At 70.4% G+C, this 17,486-nt stretch carries 19 protein-coding genes; 9 read left to right on the top strand and 10 right to left on the bottom strand.

All coding sequences use genetic code 11. From position 1 onward, the window contains the following. The first annotated feature begins 13 nt into the window (after positions 1–13). The 3 genes from CBM981_RS11290 (at position 14) to CBM981_RS11280 (ending at position 1,457) form a co-directional block, all read left to right on the top strand. Positions 14–481, top strand: coding sequence for a Tic20 family protein (locus CBM981_RS11290; RefSeq protein ID WP_087068485.1), 468 nt, complete (start codon positions 14–16; stop codon positions 479–481). Between the two features lie 140 nt (positions 482–621). Then, positions 622–981, top strand: a complete 360-nt coding sequence (rpsF, locus tag CBM981_RS11285; protein ID WP_087068484.1) for a 30S ribosomal protein S6 — start codon at positions 622–624, stop codon at positions 979–981. Positions 982–1,070: 89 nt separating this feature from the next. Beyond that, entirely contained in the window at positions 1,071–1,457 is a 387-nt protein-coding gene (locus tag CBM981_RS11280) for a hypothetical protein (protein WP_087068483.1), read from the top strand. A gap of 27 nt (positions 1,458–1,484) precedes the next feature. On the opposite strand, the gene CBM981_RS11275 is transcribed toward CBM981_RS11280, so the two are convergent. Together CBM981_RS11275 and CBM981_RS11270 are read right to left on the bottom strand one after the other, a co-directional pair. Further along, positions 1,485–2,693: an argininosuccinate synthase gene (locus CBM981_RS11275; protein WP_087068482.1), complete on the bottom strand. Its 1,209-nt coding sequence runs from the start codon at positions 2,691–2,693 to the stop codon at positions 1,485–1,487. Positions 2,694–2,711: 18 nt separating this feature from the next. Beyond that, entirely contained in the window at positions 2,712–2,975 is a 264-nt protein-coding gene (locus CBM981_RS11270; protein WP_087068481.1) for a hypothetical protein, read from the bottom strand. A gap of 226 nt (positions 2,976–3,201) precedes the next feature. On the opposite strand from CBM981_RS11270, the gene CBM981_RS11265 reads away from it, so the two are divergent. From CBM981_RS11265 to CBM981_RS11255, 3 genes are all read left to right on the top strand, one after another. Continuing rightward, positions 3,202–3,477 carry a DUF3134 family protein gene (locus tag CBM981_RS11265; protein WP_087068480.1) on the top strand — a complete coding sequence of 92 codons (276 nt, stop codon included), beginning with the start codon at positions 3,202–3,204 and terminating at the stop codon, positions 3,475–3,477. A gap of 82 nt (positions 3,478–3,559) precedes the next feature. Continuing rightward, on the top strand, positions 3,560–4,672 hold the full coding sequence (gene mraY, locus CBM981_RS11260) for a phospho-N-acetylmuramoyl-pentapeptide-transferase (protein WP_087068479.1): 1,113 nt from the start codon (positions 3,560–3,562) through the stop codon (positions 4,670–4,672). A 41-nt stretch (positions 4,673–4,713) separates the two neighbouring features. After that, positions 4,714–4,989 carry a hypothetical protein gene (locus tag CBM981_RS11255; protein WP_087068478.1) on the top strand — a complete coding sequence of 92 codons (276 nt, stop codon included), beginning with the start codon at positions 4,714–4,716 and terminating at the stop codon, positions 4,987–4,989. A 41-nt stretch (positions 4,990–5,030) separates the two neighbouring features. Here the strand turns inward: CBM981_RS11255 and CBM981_RS11250 are convergent, their stop codons facing one another. Beyond that, positions 5,031–5,192, bottom strand: a complete 162-nt coding sequence (locus CBM981_RS11250; protein ID WP_087068477.1) for a cytochrome B6 — start codon at positions 5,190–5,192, stop codon at positions 5,031–5,033. Positions 5,193–5,307: 115 nt separating this feature from the next. On the opposite strand from CBM981_RS11250, the gene purT reads away from it, so the two are divergent. Next, a complete protein-coding gene (gene purT, locus CBM981_RS11245; RefSeq protein WP_225867368.1) occupies positions 5,308–6,531 on the top strand; it encodes a formate-dependent phosphoribosylglycinamide formyltransferase in 1,224 nt (407 codons plus the stop codon). A 51-nt stretch (positions 6,532–6,582) separates the two neighbouring features. Further along, entirely contained in the window at positions 6,583–7,680 is a 1,098-nt protein-coding gene (locus CBM981_RS11240; RefSeq protein WP_087068476.1) for an LCP family protein, read from the top strand. A 3-nt stretch (positions 7,681–7,683) separates the two neighbouring features. Here the strand turns inward: CBM981_RS11240 and CBM981_RS11235 are convergent, their stop codons facing one another. The 3 genes from CBM981_RS11235 to uvrA form a co-directional block, all read right to left on the bottom strand. After that, positions 7,684–9,210 (bottom strand): alpha/beta fold hydrolase, encoded by a 1,527-nt coding sequence (locus CBM981_RS11235; RefSeq protein WP_225867367.1) that lies wholly within the window; start codon positions 9,208–9,210, stop codon positions 7,684–7,686. Positions 9,211–9,323: 113 nt separating this feature from the next. Continuing rightward, complete coding sequence (locus CBM981_RS11230) at positions 9,324–9,683, bottom strand: hypothetical protein (RefSeq protein ID WP_087068475.1); 360 nt, start codon at positions 9,681–9,683, stop codon at positions 9,324–9,326. A 153-nt stretch (positions 9,684–9,836) separates the two neighbouring features. After that, complete coding sequence (gene uvrA, locus CBM981_RS11225) at positions 9,837–12,815, bottom strand: excinuclease ABC subunit UvrA (protein WP_157665422.1); 2,979 nt, start codon at positions 12,813–12,815, stop codon at positions 9,837–9,839. Between the two features lie 134 nt (positions 12,816–12,949). On the opposite strand from uvrA, the gene CBM981_RS11220 reads away from it, so the two are divergent. Next, entirely contained in the window at positions 12,950–13,453 is a 504-nt protein-coding gene (locus CBM981_RS11220) for a hemagglutinin (RefSeq protein ID WP_087068474.1), read from the top strand. Positions 13,454–13,514: 61 nt separating this feature from the next. On the opposite strand, the gene CBM981_RS11215 is transcribed toward CBM981_RS11220, so the two are convergent. The 4 genes from CBM981_RS11215 to recN form a co-directional block, all read right to left on the bottom strand. Further along, positions 13,515–14,027 carry a rhodanese-like domain-containing protein gene (locus CBM981_RS11215; protein WP_087068473.1) on the bottom strand — a complete coding sequence of 171 codons (513 nt, stop codon included), beginning with the start codon at positions 14,025–14,027 and terminating at the stop codon, positions 13,515–13,517. 49 nt (positions 14,028–14,076) lie between these two features. Then, the gene (locus CBM981_RS11210) at positions 14,077–14,640 is read right to left on the bottom strand and encodes a glycine zipper family protein (RefSeq protein ID WP_197686655.1); all 564 of its coding nucleotides are present in this window, start codon (positions 14,638–14,640) and stop codon (positions 14,077–14,079) included. A 24-nt stretch (positions 14,641–14,664) separates the two neighbouring features. Then, positions 14,665–15,642 (bottom strand): oxidoreductase, encoded by a 978-nt coding sequence (locus CBM981_RS11205; RefSeq protein ID WP_225867366.1) that lies wholly within the window; start codon positions 15,640–15,642, stop codon positions 14,665–14,667. A gap of 82 nt (positions 15,643–15,724) precedes the next feature. Beyond that, the gene (gene recN, locus CBM981_RS11200; RefSeq protein ID WP_087068471.1) at positions 15,725–17,431 is read right to left on the bottom strand and encodes a DNA repair protein RecN; all 1,707 of its coding nucleotides are present in this window, start codon (positions 17,429–17,431) and stop codon (positions 15,725–15,727) included. Between the last annotated feature and the right edge of the window lie 55 nt (positions 17,432–17,486).

Genomic DNA, 17,486 nt, shown 5'->3' with positions numbered 1-17,486 from the left:
CGTCACCCCTGCCATGCAAGGCGCCCCGCTCTGGCATCGACTGCTGGCAGCCCTGGCCTACCTCCTGCCCTGGGCCGATGCGGTGGGCTTCGGCCGGGGGTTGTTCGGCCTCTTCCCGGTGCTGCAGTGGCTCACCCTGCCGGCCCTGCCGGTGGCCCTGCTGCAGCAGGCCGTGCCGTTCGGGGGGTTCCTGCTCTTCCTGGTGCTGTTCCTGGCGGTGGTGCGCAACCCCCGGGTGCCCTACCTGATCCGCTTCAGCGTGCTGCAGGCGATCCTGATCGACATCCTGCTGGTGCTGGTGTCCCTGGTGTTCACCGTGCTGCTGGCCCCGATGGGAGGGGGCTTCGCTCTGCGCACCCTCAGCAACACCGTGTTCCTGGGGGCGATGGTGCTGGTGGTGTTCGGCATGGTGCAGAGCCTGCGGGGCGAGGAGGCCGACCTGCCGGCCGTGTCCGACGCCGTGCGGATGCAGCTCTACTGAGTGCCCGGAGGAGCGCCGGGCTGAGCGGCTGCGTCGCTGCGATAGGTTGGGCGATCCGTCGCTGATGGGCCAGGCAGAGGCCCGGACCATCGGCAACCGCCCTTTCCACGCCCCTGCGGGCCTCTTCGACAGGCGACTCCATGACGCAGCCTTACTACGAAACGATGTACATCCTTCGTCCGGACATTCCGGAGGAGGAGGTTGAGAGCCACATCACCAAGTACCGCGATCTGGTGACCGAATCCGGTGGCGAGGTGCTCGACTGCCAGATGCGCGGCAAGCGGCGGCTGGCCTACTCGATCGACAAGCATCGGGAGGGGATCTACGTGCAGCTCAACCACAACGGCGACGGCCAGCAGGTGGCACCTCTGGAGCGCGCCATGCGTCTCTCCGAGGACGTGATCCGCTACCTCACGGTCAAGCAGGACGGCCCGATGCCGGCCCCCCGCGCCGCTGTCGGCAGCACGAGCGACGCCGCTCCCCAGCCCGCCACGGTCTGAGCCTGCCGTCCCGGCGCCCCCAGGGGTTCCTCGCTGGAGCCCCGGGGGCGCACCTTGTCAACCGGGGCCAGGCAGCGTAGGTTCGCCCGATGTTCCAGCGTCCTGGCACCGACCCGCTCAGCGGCCACCACCCGGTGCAGCCGGGGCCGGTGGATCGCGATCCGCCTGCAGCACGACGGCTCGCGGTGCTGCAGGAGCTCAGGGCCGCCCACCGGGAGCTGGAGGATCTGCGCAGCCTGCTGGACACGCTGCCCGAGATCTTCGAGCGGAAGTTCGAGGAGCGGATGGCCCCCATCCTCACCCAACGCCAACGGTTGCTTGAGCAGAACGGCAAGCTCCGCCAGCAGGTGCTTCAACTGCAGGGCAGTGCGCCTGAAGCGCTCGAGCCCCACCGCCTGCCCGGCCGTGCCGGGCGCCCCTCCCTGGGCCAGGCCCTGCGCCACGCCTTCGGCCTCGAGGGTCGCCGACCGGCCTGAGCCCCGCCGGGCCCATGGGCACGCCGATCAGCCGCTCCGGTGGCTCGCTGCCCAGAGACGCGTGGGCAGGCCCCACACGTAGATGAAACCCTCGGCGGCCCGGTGATCGAACCGATCATCCGAACCGTAGGTGGCCATGTCCGGCACGTAGAGGCTGTTGGCGGCACTCTGGCGCCCCACCACCGTGGCGTTTCCCTTGTGCAGCCGCAGCCGCACCGAGCCGTTCACCGTGCGCTGGGTACGGTCGAAGAAGCCGTCCAGGGCGTCCTTCAGGGGGCCGAACCACAGCCCCTGGTAGACCAGATCGGCCCACTGCTGCTCGAGCTGGCGCTTGGTGCGCACCACGTCGGCGGCCAGGGTGAGGCTCTCCAGTTCCTGGTGGGCGCGGATCAGCAGCAGCAGCCCGGGGGTCTCATAGATCTCCCGGCTCTTGATCCCCACCACCCGGTTCTCGATCATGTCCAGCCGGCCGAAGCCATGCAGCCCCGCCAGCGCATTGGCCCGGCGGATCAGACTCACGGGATCGAGCGACTCGCCATCGATGGCCACGGGGTTGCCCTGCTCGAAGTCGATGGTGATGGTCTGCGGCTCCTCCGGGGCGTCCTGCACCGAGCGGGTCATGGCGTAGACCTCCTCGGGCGGCTCCACCGACGGATCTTCCAGGGGGCCGGCCTCGATCGAGCGGCCCAGCAGGTTGAGATCGATCGAATAGGGCGAGCCCTTGCTCACCGGGGAAGGAATGCCGCAGCGCTCGCCGTAGGCGATCGTCTCCTCGCGGCTCATGCCCCACTCCCGGGCGGGGGTGAGCACCTTGAGGTCGGGCGCGAGGGCGCCGATGGCCACATCGAAGCGCACCTGGTCGTTCCCCTTGCCCGTGCAGCCATGGGCCACGGCATCCGCCCCCACCTCGCGGGCGATCTCCACCAGGCGCCGGGCGATCAGAGGGCGCGCCAGGGCCGTGGAGAGGGGGTAACGCCCCTCGTAGAGCGCGTTGGCGCGGATGGCGGGGAAGGCGAACTCCGTGATGAAGGGCTCGATCAGATCCCCCACCAGCGACTGGGAAGCACCGGCATCCAGGGCCTTGCGGCGGATGGGCTCGAGCTCGTCACCCTGGCCGAGGTCGGCGGCGAAGGTGATCACCTCCTCCACGCCCCACTCGTTCATCAGATAGGGAATGCAGACGCTCGTGTCCACCCCACCGGAGTACGCCAGCACAGCCTTCTTGGCCCGGCCCATCGCCTGGTCTCCATGCGCTCAGTCGCTCGATTCTCCCCTGTGGCCCGCCGGACCTCCCGGCGGGGCCGCTCGCGGCTGCGGCAGAGGCCAGCGCAGCAGCACGAGCAGGGCCATCAGCACGGGCACTCCCAGCACCAGGGCCACCACCGCGCCCGGGTCGGGCCTCAGGGGCTGGGGCCAGCGATCACCGGCGGCCACAAGGGCGGCACTGAGGGCCAGGGCCAGGGCCCAGAGCCGCAACACCGAGCGGGCTTCGGCGGAAAAGGCGGCAGGACCGGCCATGGGAAGGTGGCTCACGCGCAGGGGACGCTAAGATCCCAGATTGGACTGTCGTTTGATCACGGTCTCCGCGCCTCCGCCCCACAGCTCAGCACGGCTGAGCGCGGTGCCGGGCGCCGCAGCTCCGGGCCGCACTTCCCGGAATCGCCGTTCCCGCGGGGCCTGGAGCCGGACCCCTGACAGCAGACCTGCCTCCATCGCCAGCCCAGCCCCCCGGACGTCGGATCGTATGAGCACACTCTCCCCCACTGGCATCAGCCGACTCGACAGCATCAACCCCTCCCTCACCCGCTACGGGCGCCAGGAGCCGGCACCGGTGCTCCCCCTGCGGGATGAGCCCGACCTGCTCAGCTGGCTGGAATCCAGCGGGCGCCTGGTGGCCGACGAGGAAACCGCCTCCACCGAGGTGAGCACGGTGGAAGAGGAGGAGCTCTCGGCGCTCATGGGCGAGAAGGAGGACTACAACCAGGCCGATGAGCAGCAGGACGAGGCCTGGGAAGACTGAGCCGCGGCCACGGCGCCGCGCCCTGGTGGCGCGGCGTGGCTGAGGCGTCAGGGAAACTGGGCCACGGTGCCGCCCTGCCCCGTTGACTCCCACCTCTCCCACAGCCTCCCCCCGACGCCTCTGGCCCAGCAACAGCCGCCTGGCGGCGCTGTTGCTGGGCGCTGTGCTGGTGGCGGCCTGCGCGGCCAGTGACCGCTTCGTGGCCAACTCCATGCTCACCCTGCCGCTGGTGGCATCAGCCCTGATCGCGGCCCTGGTGACGGGATGGGGAGTGCCCCGGCTGCGGCAGCTGAAGCTGGGCCAGGTGATCCGGGAGGACGGACCCCAGACACACCTGAGCAAGGGCGGCACACCGACGATGGGGGGGCTGCTGGTGGTGCCGGTGGGGGTGATCCTGGGGGGACTGATCAGCCCTTCGGATCCGCGGCTGCTGGCGGTGGCGGCCATCACCCTCGCCTACATGGCGATCGGCGCCATCGATGACTGGCGCAGCCTCACGCGCCGCACCAACACCGGCCTCACACCCCGGGGCAAGTTGCTGCTGCAGGCGCTCGCGGCCGTGCTGTTCCTGGCCTGGGCCCACCAGGGCCAGTGGCTGGGCAGCGGCGAGGCCGGCAGCGTGGCCCTGCCGCTCGGCTGGATGCTGCCGCTCGGGCTGGCGATCTGGCCCCTGGGACTGTTCGTCTTCCTGGCGGAGAGCAATGCCACCAACCTCACCGATGGCCTCGATGGGCTGGCCGCCGGCTGCGGTGCCGTGGTGTTCACAGGCCTGGGGCTGCAGCTGATGCTGCGCGGCCATGGGGGCGATCCGGCCCTGGCCGGCTTCTGCGTGGCCATGGCCGGCTGCTGGCTGGGGTTCCTGGCCCACAACCGCCACCCGGCACGGCTGTTCATGGGGGATACCGGCTCCCTGGCCATGGGGGCCGCCCTCACCGCCGTGGCCCTGCTCTCGAACAGCCTCTGGCCCCTGCTGCTGATGGGGGGGGTGTTTGTGGCGGAATCGCTCTCGGTGATCGCGCAGGTGTGGGTGTTCAAGGCCACGAAGGGAGAGGACGGCCAGGGCCGCCGCCTGTTCCGGATGGCCCCGCTGCACCATCACTTCGAGCTGGGCGGCCTCGGCGAGGAGCAGGTGGTGATCCGTTTCTGGGGCGCGAGCCTGCTACTGGTGGTGGCGGGGCTGCTGCTGCTGCCCTGATCACCCACCCGGCCCCGCTCCCGCATCGGTGCTTTCTCCCCATGGCCTACTTCACCTGGAAGGAAACCGGCCTCACCGCCGACTGCTCCAGCCTGGCGGCGATGGCGGCGCGGTTCGAGGAAGCCGCGGCCCTGATGCGCCAGATGGACCAGGAAGGGTTCCGGCTCGAACTGCGGGCCGCAGGCCAGAGAATCACCCACCCCGATCCCGCCGTGTTCGAGGCCTACGGGTTCATCAGCGAGGAGACGCCCGTGCGGCAGCTCACCCTCTGGAGCGGGGAGGACCCGCCTGCCGCCACGAACCCCATGGCGCCGTGACCCAGGAGTGAGCGGGCCCAGCCTGCATCACCCGGGGGCGTTCAGCGGCTGCGCAGGTAGCCCACCACCCACACCACCACAAAGGCCAGGGACGACACCCCCAGGTACACCAGCACCCCGTTCTGCAGGGTGGTGATGTCCCACCCGAACAGCAGACCATCGGCCGCATCACCGGCGGTGCGGAATCCGATCAGCCTGGCCATGGCCGGGTGCCCACGCAAACCGCTTCTCTAGCAGGCGCGGGGTTGGCTCGGGTGCGGCAGCCCTGGCGGCCGGACGTACGGGAGGATGACGGAGCCCCACCCTTCCGGCAGGCCGATGCCCGGCTCGATGCAGCGTTCCTTTCCCCGCACCGTGATGTTGCTGGGCAGCGGCGAGCTCGGCAAGGAAGTGGCGATGGCCGCCCAGCGCCTGGGTTGCCGGGTGGTGGCCGTGGATCGCTACGCCGGTGCGCCGGCCATGCAGGTGGCCGACGCGGCCGAGGTGGTGCCGATGACGGACTCGGAGGCCCTCAAGGCCGTGGTGCGCGCCCACCGGCCCGATCTGGTGATCCCCGAGATCGAGGCCCTGGCGGTGGACGCGCTGGCGGAGCTTGAGCGCGAGGGCATCACCGTGATTCCCACGGCCCGGGCCACGGCCGTGACGATGAACCGGGACCGGATCCGCGACCTGGCCGCCACCGAGCTGGGGCTGCGCACGGCCCGCTTCGCCTATGCGGAGAGTGCCGAGGAGCTGGCCGCCGCCGCTGCGGCGCTGGGCTGGCCGGTGGTGGTGAAACCGGTGATGAGCTCCTCCGGCAAGGGGCAGAGCGTGGTGCAGGGCCCGGAGCAGATCGGGGCGGCCTGGGCCGCGGCCCAGGCCGGTGCCAGGGGCTCCGGCAGCCGGGTCATCGTGGAGGAGTTCCTCCACTTCGAGCTGGAGATCACCCTGCTCACGGTGAAGCAGTGGAACGGCCCCACCCTCTTCTGTCCTCCCATCGGCCACATCCAGGAGCGGGGCGACTACCAGTGCAGCTGGCAACCGGCCGACCTGGGGGCGACCGAACTGGCCGAGGCCCAGGCCATCGCCCGCGCCGTCACCGACAACCTGGGGGGAGCCGGCCTGTTCGGCGTCGAGTTCTTTCTGTGCCGCCGCGGCAACGGAAGCGGCAGCGGCTCCGCCGACGGCTCGAGCCTGGAGGTGGTGTTCTCTGAACTCTCCCCCCGCCCCCACGACACGGGTCTGGTGACGCTGGTGGGTCAGAACCTCAGCGAGTTCGAACTGCATCTGCGCGCGGTGCTGGACCTGCCGATCCCAGGGATCCACAGCGTGGGCCCCGCCGCCAGCCGCGTGATCCTGGCCGAGGAGGCGCTCGAATCCGTGCGCTTCGAAGGGGTGGCGGAGGCCCTGCGTGAACCCGACACCCAGGTGCTGCTGTTCGGCAAGCCGGATGCGCGGCCCCATCGCCGCATGGGGGTGGCGCTGGCTCGGGGAGCCGATCTCGCCGCCGCCCGGAGCCGGGCCGACCATGCCGCTGCCCAGGTGCGGGTAGTGGCCGGCTGACCCTGGTGCGCAGGGGTTCTGGCCCTTATGGTGCGCCCGTCAGGAGCCCCCATGACCCAGGCCCAACCGGTTCCGCCACCTCAGGACGCACGCGATTCGGGCGGCTGGTCATCCCTGCGCCGCTCCCGGGCGGGCAGCGGCCGGAGCCGGGCGGGCTCCCGGGGGGTGACCGTGATCGGCCAGACCTCCGGGACTCTCGGCCGCAGGGACACGGCCCCGCCGCAGGCCGGGGACCAGAAGAAGCCTCCCAACCAGCGCCAGAGCCGGGGTCTCAGGCTGCCCGTGGTGCCCTTCAGCCTGGGCATCGCCTGCGGTTTCGCCCTGGCCGGGCCGGTTCCCCATCTGCTGGGCACCAGCCTGGCCGGCCTGGTCCAGGCTCCCAAGGAGAAGCTGGCCGACATGGTGAACCCGTTCGCCAGTGGCCAGCGCCAGGTGCTTGTGCTGGGCACCGACCGGGTGGCGGACAACACCGATGTGATGTTCACGGTGCAGGTGAAGAACGGGGCCACCCATCTCACCCAGGTGCCGCGCGACACCTTTGTGGAATCCGAACGGCTGGGGGTGGTGAAGGCCAACGCCCTGTTCGCCTTCGGCGGCGTGGACGCGGTGAAAGAGGAGATGGGCCGGCTGCTGGATGCACCGGTGGAGCGCTACGTGCGCATCAACCTGCGGGCCGTGGAACGGCTGGCCGATGCCCTCGGCGGCATCGAGGTGGATGTGCCCAAACGGATGTACTACGTGGACAACGCCCAGGGGCTCTACATCGATCTCTATCCCGGCCCCCAGCTGCTGAAGGGGGAAACCCTGGAGGGCTTCCTCCGCTTCCGTCACGATGAGATGGGCGACCTGGGCCGGATGGAGCGCCAGAAGCTGGTGCTCTCCCAGGTGTTCCGCAAACTGGTGAGCCCCATGATGCTCGCCGAGCTGCCCCGGTTGCTGAAGATCGCCGGGGAAGACATCCAGACCGATCTCTCCCCCATCGAGATGGGGCAGCTCCTCTCGGCGATGACCAACACCCAGCTCAGTTCCGCCCAGGTGCCGGGCCGGCTCTTCTGGTACAACGATCTGAGCTACTGGATGCCGGACAGCAACCGGCATTACCCGGCCACCAGCCTCGAAACCGGGCTCGACAGCACCGCCCAGCCCTGAGCCTCAGGATCGGGAGCCCGGACCAGCGGCGGCGGGGACCGGCACCGCAACCAGAGGAATCTCCGTGTTTCCCCAGCCCGCCGGCGCCAGCAGGGGCGGTGCGTTGAGCGAGGGCCGGGCGGCCTCACCGGCAGCGAAGACAGCCTGGGTCCAGGCCAACACCAGGCCCCGCAGCGGCCCGCCCTGGCCCTCGGCGGAAGCCCGCAGGTTGAAGTGGTCGCCACCATCGGCCACCACTATCTGATGGCCATAGCTGAAGGCGGTCTGGGGAATGTCCAGAGCCTCTGGATCCGGCGGCACCACCCAGTCGCGGCTGCCGGTGACCACCAGGGCGCGCGCCTGCATCGACTGAGCGGCGCCGTAGTCGAACAGCAGACGCATCGGCGGACTGACGGCCAGCACGCCCACCACGCGGGAATCCACCAGGCCAGCTCGGTCGGCCGAGGTGAGGAAACTGCACTGCAGCACCCAGCTGAGGTTGCGCTGCGGATCCTGCAGGTCGGCGCAGCGCTCCAGCAGCCGCGCGCTGCTCGGCTGGGTGCCCGCCAGCTGCAGGGCGGTGGTGGCCCCCCAGGAGTGACCCACCACCACCACCCTGTCGGCCTTGAGGTCGTCGATCACCGCGGAGACATCCAGGGGCCGGAGCCGCAGCTCCTCGGCTCCGGGAGGGGGCGTCTGACCCGACAGCATGGCCCGCTGCTGGTCGGCGTCGCTGCCCGGATGGTTGGGCAGCGCCACGCGGTAGCCGTGGCTGGCGAGATGGTTGGCCCAGCCCTCGAAACTCTCCGGACTGTCCCAGAGGCCATGGGAGATCACCACCACCTGGCCGTTGGCATCGCGCTCCGGCTCCACGAGCACCACCGCCAGCGGCTGGGGGCGGTGGGGCGTCGCCAGACGCACCACACTCCGCCGCACCGGCCTGCCGCCGGGGGCGCTGAGGGCAGGGTCGATGGAGACAGGCGGCTGGCCCTGGATCACAGCCCTGGCCTGCTTCTGCTGCAGGGCCATGCGTTGCAGGGCGGCGAGGGCACGGGGCAGATCCACGGTGACCGACTCGCCGGGAATGGCCCGCAGGAAGGTGTAGAGGCTGAGATCACCCGTGCTGCTGGCGCGGTTGAGCACCTCGGTGAGGTCGTTGCCGCTGAGATCCGGCGGCAACCCCTCCACCTGACCGAGCGCCGAGACCAGCAGGAGGATCTGCTGCAGCAGGGGGGTACCAGCAGCCTGGTTGATCACCAGGCGGGTCTCCACCGGCAGGGGGGTGTCGAAGATCTCCCTCAGGCGTCGCCCCACCACGCCGTTGGTGGCGCGGTTGAGTTCGGCCAGATCGCTGGTGCCCTGCCAGAGGCTTTCGGGGTTCTCCAGCTCGCTCAGCTTCACGGTGAAACCGAAATCGAGCAGGGGCAGCTGGAGGACAACCTTCTCGATGGCACGCGCCGGGGTGGCTCCCAGCAGCAGCGCAAGGGAAGCCAGGGCGGGAAGACAGCGGCGCAACATCGGTGGGGAGAGCGGCAGGCCGATCACGGACACCGATCAGGATGCTCCATCCCTCGATCCTCGGTGGCGAGGATCGGTGGACATCCTCATGGGCCGACATTGCGGGGCCGACTCGCCGGCGGTGACTTGCTGCGACCGACCGCGGGTCAGCAGGAGCCGAACAGGGCCGCTTCCAGCCGTTGAAACCAGCTGTGGGTTTCGTCGCGGCCGTGGCCACTGAGGGCCAGGGACACCGTCTCCCGCACCGGATCGCAGTTCACCGTGAGGGCCAGGGACAGCTGGCTGTGCTCAGCGTGATAGCAGGCGCTGCGCCCATCCTCCGCGTACAGGGTCTCGGGATCCCGGGTGAAGCCGAGCTCCCGCGTCAGGCAGGCGATGCCGGTGAGTGACGCCACCAGATCGGCGGAGGATCGGATTGCGGCGGTGTAGACCCAAGGCGCCGGATCAGGCTCTTGCAGCGGATCCAGGATGAGGCTGTTGGCCAGGGATGTCACCAGGGCACGCATCGGTGGTCCGAGTAACAGGGCTTCGGGGCCAGCGTAGAGCTGGAACGCTTTGGGTAGTGTTCAAAGCCTGCGTCGGCTCCATATCTGGCGCCAGGTCGAAGCCCGTGCCGGTTCATCAACGGGGCATCACAAGGAGCCTCCTCCGCCCCGTGCTCAGGCCGCGGCTTGCAGAGGTGGATGCTGGGCGAGCACCTGGCCCAGGTAGCGGCCCGTGTGGCTGCTGGGATGCTCCGCCACCTGCTCGGGTGTGCCGCACACCACGATCTCCCCACCCCGGTCACCCCCTTCGGGGCCGAGATCGATGATCCAGTCGGCGCAGCGGATCACATCGAGGTTGTGCTCGATCACCAGGATCGAGTTGCCCTTGTCCACCAGCCGCTGGATCACATCCATCAGCTTGTGCACGTCATAGAAGCTCAGGCCGGTGGTGGGCTCGTCGATCAGATAGAGCGTCTTGCCGGTGGCCCGTTTGGAGAGCTCGGTGGCCAGCTTCACCCGCTGGGCCTCACCCCCGGAGAGGGTGGGGGCCGGCTGGCCCAGCTTCACGTAGCCCAGGCCCACATCCACGAGGGTGCGCAGCCGGTCGGCCGCCTGGGGGATGGCGCTGAACACCTCGGCGGCCTGCTCCACCGTCATCTCCAGCACATCGGCGATCGTGTAGCCCTTGTAGGTCACCTGCAGGGTCTCGCGGTTGTAGCGGGCGCCCTTGCACACGTCGCACTGCACGTACACATCGGGCAGGAAGTTCATCTCGATCACGTTCACCCCCTGCCCGCTGCAGGCCTCGCAGCGGCCGCCCTTCACGTTGAAGCTGAACTGACCCACCTGGTAGCCCCGGGCCTTGGCCTCCACCGTGGCGGCGAACACCTGGCGGATCGGATCGAAGGCCCCGGTGTAGGTGGCGGGGTTGGAGCGGGGCGTACGGCCGATCGGCGACTGGTCGATCACGATCACCTTGTCGATCGCCTTGATCCCCCGCAGCTCCGCCAGTCCCGCGGGAAAGGGCACCTTCAGCCCCAGCTTGTGCTCGAGGGCCGGATGCAGCAGCTCATTCACCAGGGTGCTCTTGCCGCTGCCGCTCACCCCGGTGACGCACACCAGCCGTCCCAGGGGGATCTGCACGTCGAAGCCGGCGAGGTTGTTGCGCTCGCAGCCCACCAGGGAGATCGCGCGGGAGCCGCTGCTGCGCCGCTCGGGTGGGGTGGGAATGGCCCGCCGGCCGCTGAGGTAGGCGCCGGTGAGGGAGTCGGTGGCCTCCAGCAGGTTCTGCAGGGAGCCCTCCGCCACGATGTGGCCGCCGTGCACGCCGGCGCCCGGGCCGATGTCCACCAGGTGGTCGGCGGCCCGGATCGTGTCCTCGTCGTGCTCCACCACGATCAGGGTGTTGCCCAGATCCCGCAGCTTCAGCAGCGTGGCCAGCAGGCGGTCGTTGTCGCGCTGGTGCAGGCCGATGCTGGGTTCATCCAGCACGTAGAGCACGCCGGTGAGGCCGGCGCCGATCTGGGTGGCCAGGCGGATCCGCTGGGCCTCACCGCCGGAGAGGGTCATGGCCGGCCGATCGAGGCTGAGGTAGTCGAGCCCCACATCGAGCAGGAACTTGAGGCGCATGCGGATCTCCCGCAGCACCAGATCGCCGATCTGGATCTGGCGGGCGCTCAGCAGGGGGTCGGAGCCCTCGCTCTCGCCCACCCCCATCAGCTGCTCGATCCGCCGCAGGCTCTCGCCCACGCTGGTGCTGGTGAGTTCATGGATCCGGAACGGGCCCACCCGCACCGCCAGGGCCTCGGGCTTGAGCCGCAGCCCCTGGCAGCTGGCACAGGGCACCAGCTCCAGATACTTCTCCAGCTTCTGGCGGATCGCTTCACCGCTGGCGTCACGCAGCTGGCGCTCCAGGATCGGCAGGATCCCCTCGAACGGACGCACGTAGGTCTGGGACTTGCGGTAGCGGCTGTCGGCCTGGATCGGGATCGGCTCCTCCGAACCCTGCAGCAGCACCCGCTGCTGCTCCGCCGTGAGCTGGTTCCAGGGGGTCTTGATCTCGAAGCCGAAGGCCTCCCCCACCGAATAGAGCAGGGAGAAGTAGTAGGCGTTGTCCTTCTCGGCCCACGGGGCCACGGCCGCGTACACGGGCAGGGAGGGATCCGGAATCACCCGCTCCGGGGTGAACTTGCGCAGATGGCCGATGCCGTGGCAGTCGGCGCAGGCGCCATAGGGGCTGTTGAAGGAGAAGAGGCGCGGGGAAAGCTCCTCCATCACGGCGCCGTGCACGGGGCAGGCGAAGTTCTCGGAGTAGAGCCGCTCCTGGTCCACCCCCTGGGGCAGCTCCTCACCGGCCTTGGGCACCACCTCCACCAGGGCGAGCCCATCGCCGCGCTTGAGGGCGGTGCGCAGCGAATCGGTGAGCCGCTCCTGGATGCCCTCGCGGGCGATCAGACGGTCCACCACCACATCGATGTGGTGGGCATGGTTCTTGTCGAGCTCGATGTTGTCGGCCAGCTCGCGCACCTCGCCGTTGATGCGCACCCGGGCAAAACCCTCCGCCACCAGCCCGCCGAGCAGCTTCACGTGGGTGCCCTTCTTGCCCCGCACCACCGGCGCCAGCAGCTGGTAGCGCGTGCCCTCCGGCAGGGTGAGGATCTGGTCCACCATCTCATCGATCGACTGGGGCCGGATCGAGCGGTCGCACTCCGGGCAGTGGGGTTCCCCGGCCCGGCCGAAGAGCAGGCGCAGGTAGTCCTGGATCTCGGTGACCGTGCCGACGGTGGAACGGGGGTTGTGGCTGGTGGATTTCTGATCGATCGAGATCGCCGGCGACAGGCCCTCGATCGCATCCACATCGGGCTTGTCCACCTGCCCCAGGAACTGGCGGGCATAGGCCGACAGGCTCTCCACGTAGCGCCGCTGACCCTCGGCGAAGATGGTGTCGAAGGCCAGCGAACTCTTGCCGCTGCCGCTCACCCCGGTGAACACCACCAGGCGGTTGCGCGGGATGGTGAGATCGACGTCCTTGAGGTTGTGCTGGCGGGCGCCGCGCACCCGGATCACATCCTCGAGGGTTCCGCCCTGCAGAGCCTGCAGCGCCGCCTTCTCGTTCAGGGTGGCTGCCGGAACGGAACTCTTGGCGCGGGGCATGCGGCAGCCTGGAGAACGGTGGATTCTAGAAGTGACGCAGGCATCCCAGAGAGCGGAACGCCGGGAATGGAGCGCCGCTGCGGCAGCCGGCCGGCAGCGCGGCGCTAGACCGGAATCAGCGGGAGCTGCAGGCCATGCGGTTGAGCTTCATTCCGATCCACGTGTTCCGCGAGACGCCCCAAGTCACGTTCTTCGACGCCAGCGTGCCCCACAGCAACGGCAGCGACATCGTGGAACACAGCGGCGCGGCGGTGTCGCCGCCCGATGACAGCTCCGCCGAACCGTGCTTCGAGCAGTACTACCTGCACCGCTACCAGGTGGATCACAACCTGGTGCTGCAGGGCCAGCGCACCTTCACGCTGCTCAATCCCAGCTGGCCCCAGCCCCATCATGTGGTGCATCTGGTCCGCGCCATGGGAGCACTGCGGATCCCGATCGGCACGTACCACCGTTCGGTGTCGGGGGAGGAGGGCAGCCTGGTGCTGAACCAGGCCGAACGCAACGACGGCTTCAGCTACGCCACGGAATTCGTGCCGGTGAGCCTGCGCGACCGCCCCGATCTGCAGGCCGCCCGGCAGACCCCTCCCTGGGTGTGGTGCTGGCGCCATGGCCATATCTGCCGTCAGCATGAGGCCTGAAGGCTGAGACGTGGGGCCTGGGGCGGGGCCGCGGCGAACGGGCGCCCCTAAACGGGCGCCCCTAGTTGACCGCCGCCTCGTAGGCCTCGGGCAGCAGATTCCAACCTGGGCTGAAGACGTGGGCGCGACGGGTGGGCCGCCCCTGGTGCTCCAGTGGCAGGCCGGCATGGGCCCAGGCCAACAGGCTTCCCGCCAGGTTGCGGGTGCGGAACCCCTCGCGGATCAACCGGCGGCCGTAGAGCCCGCTACGCAGGCCGATGGTGCAGTAGGGCACCACCAGGCTGGAGCGATAGCGCTCCTTCTGCCGCTCGAACACCTCCACGCTGATGGCCCCGGGCAGAATCGACACCGCCCGCTCACGCAGCTCACGCACGTCCACCAGCACCAGCTGCGGGTGCTGCAGGGTCTGGCGCTGCAGTTCGGCCACGGTGATGTCGGGAACGTCGGCGAACCGAGCTCGGCGGAAGTCGGCATAGAGACGCTCCACCAGCTCGGCCCGCTGGGCATCGCTGGTCGAACGGCCGCTGGGGCCCCCACAGCCGAGCAGCGCCACCAGTGTCAGCGCCGACCCCATGCCCAGCGGGACGCGGCGGACGCTACGTCTGAGCCGGCGGCAGGAGGAATCAGCTGACGGTGTAGCCACGGCCCTCCATGCAGGCTGTGACCGCGCGGTTGAAGGCCCGGCGCCGGTACTGCAGCAGCTGCTGCCGCTCAGCTTCGGCAATCTGCTGCTGGCGGGCCCAGTCGTCGTTGGCCTGTTGCTGCGCGCGGCGTTGATCCACACCGCGGGCTGTTCCGCTGAGCAGGCCCTGGGTCGCACCTGCGGCCGCACCCCGCCCGGTGTTGCCCACGATCGCCCCCACAGCAGTGCCAGCGACGGCACCACGAACGGTGGATCGCGCCGTGCCGGGCCCCTGCCGCTGAACCTGGGGTGGCGATGCCAGCGCCCCACTGGATGCAGGGGCGGGCTGGGTGGGATCAAAACCGGTCTGGTCGATGGCCCAGAGCCGGCATTCCAGACCATCCTGACGCTGCTGTTCAGGGCTCTGACCGGCGGCCGGATAGATGAAGAGATCCTGGGCGTTGGCCACCGTCGTGGGGCCGAAGGTCACCAGGGCGCCCAGGAGTGCAGCGCCGATGAGGGCGCTGGAGCGGGCACCGGCTCGGGCGATCTGCAGCGGGATCAAGGAAGGCGGACGGGACTGTGACCCTCAGGCTAGGTGGGGGGAGAGGACAGGCTGTGCTGCCGATGCCGGACGGCCCGTGGAGCGTTCAAGGGCTGCCGCGCAGAGCTCCTCACTGCTCTGCCAGAGGCGCTGGCGCTGCTCCGGATCCCGGGCCGGGGGGGCCACCGGCACGGCCTTCGGCCAGCCCCGCATGCCGCCCCACTGATCCGGACCGTAGTGGCCCCCGGGGCTGGCCGAAGGCGCCGTGGCGGCATAGAGCTGGGGCAGGGCACCCATCGCTGCGCTCTGGAACAGGGGGCCCATCAGCCGGTAGGCGATGGGCTCGAACCAGGAGCCGCTGGCCGCCACCGAGGCGGGCTGAAGGTTGGTGCGGGCCACGCCTGGATGGGCCGCCAGGGAGAGCACGCCGGCCTGCTCGGCATCGAGCCGCTGCTGCAGCTCGAGCGCGAACATCACATTGGCCAGCTTGCTCTGGCCGTAGGCCTGCCAGCGGTCGTAGCGGCGCTCTCCCTGCAGATCGTCGAAGGCGATGCGGCCGAAGTACTGGGCGCCGGAGGTCACGGTGACCACGCGCGCTCCCGGCCGGGCACGCAGCAGCGGCAGCAACGCCTGGGTGAGGGCGAAATGGCCCAGGTGATTGATGCCGAACTGCAGCTCGAAGCCATCGCGGGTGAGGGCGCGGGGCAGGCCCATCACACCGGCATTGTTCACCAGCAGATCGAGGCGCCCGTAGCGCTCCTCCACGGTGCGGGCAGCGCGCACCACCGCCGCCAGATCGGCGAGGTCGAGATCGAGCAGATCCACGGCGCCGCCGGCGGCCACGGAGGGGAGCAGGGCCTGGCGGGCCTGCTCGGCCCTGGCCCGGGAACGGCAGCCGAGCAGCACGGTGGCCCCCCGCGCCACCAGGGCCCGGGCCGTCTCGAAGCCGAGCCCGCTGCTGGCCCCGGTCACGAGGGCAAGGCGACCGGACTGGTCGGGGATGTCGGCGGCGGTCCAGGGCACGGGGGCCACAGCGGCAAACCCGAATGTAAAGAACATCAACGGGATCGGTGGGCACCGCCGCTCCGGTGCGACGCGGCGCGGCTCAGCCGGACTCCGCGGCTCGCTTCTCCAGCAGGCTGGCCGCATAGCTGCGCGCCTCGCCGTGGTCGCCCCCGGCCAGCTCCGCCAGCTCGGCCTGGCGCGCCCGAGTGTCCCGCAGTTGGGACACTCGCGTGTGGGTCATGCCGGCCACCACCTGCTTGGACACCTGGAAATGGTGGTCCGCCGCAGCCGCCACAAGGGGTTGGTGGGTCACGCAGAACACCTGGCGCCGGGCGGCGAGGCGCCGCAGCAGGGTGGCCATCGCCCCGCTCACCCGGCCGCTCACGCCGGAGTCGATCTCATCGAACAGCAGGGTCACGTGCGGGTCGGCCGCCGCCAGGCAGGTCTTCAGCGCCAGCAGGAAGCGACTCATCTCCCCGCCGGAAGCCACCTCCGCCAGGGGCGCCAGGGGCTGGCCGGGGTTGGCCGAGAAGAGGAACTCCACGGCGTCGGCGCCCTCCTCGCCCGGCTCGGCTGGAGCGATCCGCACCTGGAAGCGCACGTTGGCCAGCCCCATCGGCCGCAGGGCGTCGAGCATCCGGGCGTCGAGGCGGCCGGCCGCCTCGCGGCGCAGGGCCGTCAGGGCCGCGTTCGCCGCGTCCCGCTGCCGCCGCGCCTCCTCCTCCCGCTGCTCCAGTTCCTGCACGGAAGCCTGCAGCCCGCCGGGAGCCAGCTGCTGGCGGAGCTGGTCGCGCAGGGCGATCAGCTCCGCCAGATCGCGGCCGTGGCGTCGCTCCAGCAGCTTGAGCTGCTGCATCCGCGCCTGCAGGGCCGCCAGGGTCTCGGGGTCGCTCTCCAGGCCGGCGCCGTAGCGGTCGAGGTCGCGCACCAGGTCCTGCAGCAGCGCCAGCACCTCCGCCGCCCGCTCCTGCAGGGCCGCCACCGAGCCATCGCAGTGCCGCATGGCCTGCCACTCCGGCTCGCAGGCCGCCAGGTGATCGAGCACGGAGGGAGCCCCCTCGGCCCCCTCCACCAGCCGGCCCAGCAGCACGGCCACGCCCTCCTGCAACCGCACGCCATGGGCGAGCCGGTCCTGCTCCTGCTGCAGCCGCAGCCGCTCCTGGGGATCGTCGAGGCCAGCCGCCTCCAGCTCCGCCAGGCACTCCTCCTGGTCGGCCCGTTGCCGCTGGAGCTGATCCAGGGCCGCCCGGGCCTGCTGCAGGGCGGCGGCGGCCTGCTTCCACGCCCCCCAGGCGCGGGCCGCGCAGGCCAGGGCTTCCTCCAGGGCCTCACCACCGGAGCGATCCAGCCAGCGCCGCTGCTGGCCGGCCCGGGCCAGGTGCTGGGTCTGGCCCTGCACGGTGAGATCCAGCAACAGGGGGCGCAACTCCAGCAGCTGGGTCCGGTTGATGCTGACGCCGTTGAGGCGGTGGCGGCTGGTGAGGCGTCCCTCGCTCAGGCGCCAGTCCCGGGCCAGCACCAGGGTGCCCTCCTCGAGCGGAGCATCCTCGAGCTGCTGGTCGACGAGCCAGCGCTCCAGCGGCGGCGAGAGCGTGAAGCTGGCCTCGATGCGGCCGCTGCCGGCACCCTGGCGCAGCAGCCGCGCCGCAGCCCCGCCGGGAAAGCCGCCCAGAAGGGCGTCGAGGGCGTCCAGAAGAATCGATTTCCCCGCGCCGGTCTCACCGGTGAGCACGGTGAAGCCGGAGCTGAACGTGAGCTCCAGCCGCTCGATCAGGACGATGTTCTCGAGGCGCAGGGCCGTGAGCACGCAGCCTCCGGCGGTCGCGCCGACCGTAGCGGCTGTCTGTTTGCTTTAGAAGGGG

The sequence above is a fragment of the Cyanobium sp. NIES-981 genome (assembly GCF_900088535.1).
Lineage (GTDB): Bacteria > Cyanobacteriota > Cyanobacteriia > PCC-6307 > Cyanobiaceae > NIES-981.
This window is presented reverse-complemented; position numbering and strand designations above follow the sequence as displayed.

Excerpts from the sequence above, each read along its gene's own strand:
- CBM981_RS11290 (WP_087068485.1), top strand. The coding sequence starts at position 14 with ATGCAAGGCGCCCCGCTCTGGCATCGACTGCTGGCAGCCCTGGCCTAC.
- rpsF (WP_087068484.1), top strand. The coding sequence starts at position 622 with ATGACGCAGCCTTACTACGAAACGATGTACATCCTTCGTCCGGACATT.
- CBM981_RS11280 (WP_087068483.1), top strand. The coding sequence starts at position 1,071 with ATGTTCCAGCGTCCTGGCACCGACCCGCTCAGCGGCCACCACCCGGTG.
- CBM981_RS11275 (WP_087068482.1), bottom strand. The coding sequence starts at position 2,693 with ATGGGCCGGGCCAAGAAGGCTGTGCTGGCGTACTCCGGTGGGGTGGAC.
- CBM981_RS11270 (WP_087068481.1), bottom strand. The coding sequence starts at position 2,975 with ATGGCCGGTCCTGCCGCCTTTTCCGCCGAAGCCCGCTCGGTGTTGCGG.
- CBM981_RS11265 (WP_087068480.1), top strand. The coding sequence starts at position 3,202 with ATGAGCACACTCTCCCCCACTGGCATCAGCCGACTCGACAGCATCAAC.
- CBM981_RS11255 (WP_087068478.1), top strand. The coding sequence starts at position 4,714 with ATGGCCTACTTCACCTGGAAGGAAACCGGCCTCACCGCCGACTGCTCC.
- CBM981_RS11250 (WP_087068477.1), bottom strand. The coding sequence starts at position 5,192 with ATGGCCAGGCTGATCGGATTCCGCACCGCCGGTGATGCGGCCGATGGT.
- purT (WP_225867368.1), top strand. The coding sequence starts at position 5,308 with ATGCCCGGCTCGATGCAGCGTTCCTTTCCCCGCACCGTGATGTTGCTG.
- CBM981_RS11240 (WP_087068476.1), top strand. The coding sequence starts at position 6,583 with ATGACCCAGGCCCAACCGGTTCCGCCACCTCAGGACGCACGCGATTCG.
- CBM981_RS11230 (WP_087068475.1), bottom strand. The coding sequence starts at position 9,683 with ATGCGTGCCCTGGTGACATCCCTGGCCAACAGCCTCATCCTGGATCCG.
- uvrA (WP_157665422.1), bottom strand. The coding sequence starts at position 12,815 with ATGCCCCGCGCCAAGAGTTCCGTTCCGGCAGCCACCCTGAACGAGAAG.
- CBM981_RS11220 (WP_087068474.1), top strand. The coding sequence starts at position 12,950 with ATGCGGTTGAGCTTCATTCCGATCCACGTGTTCCGCGAGACGCCCCAA.
- CBM981_RS11215 (WP_087068473.1), bottom strand. The coding sequence starts at position 14,027 with ATGGGGTCGGCGCTGACACTGGTGGCGCTGCTCGGCTGTGGGGGCCCC.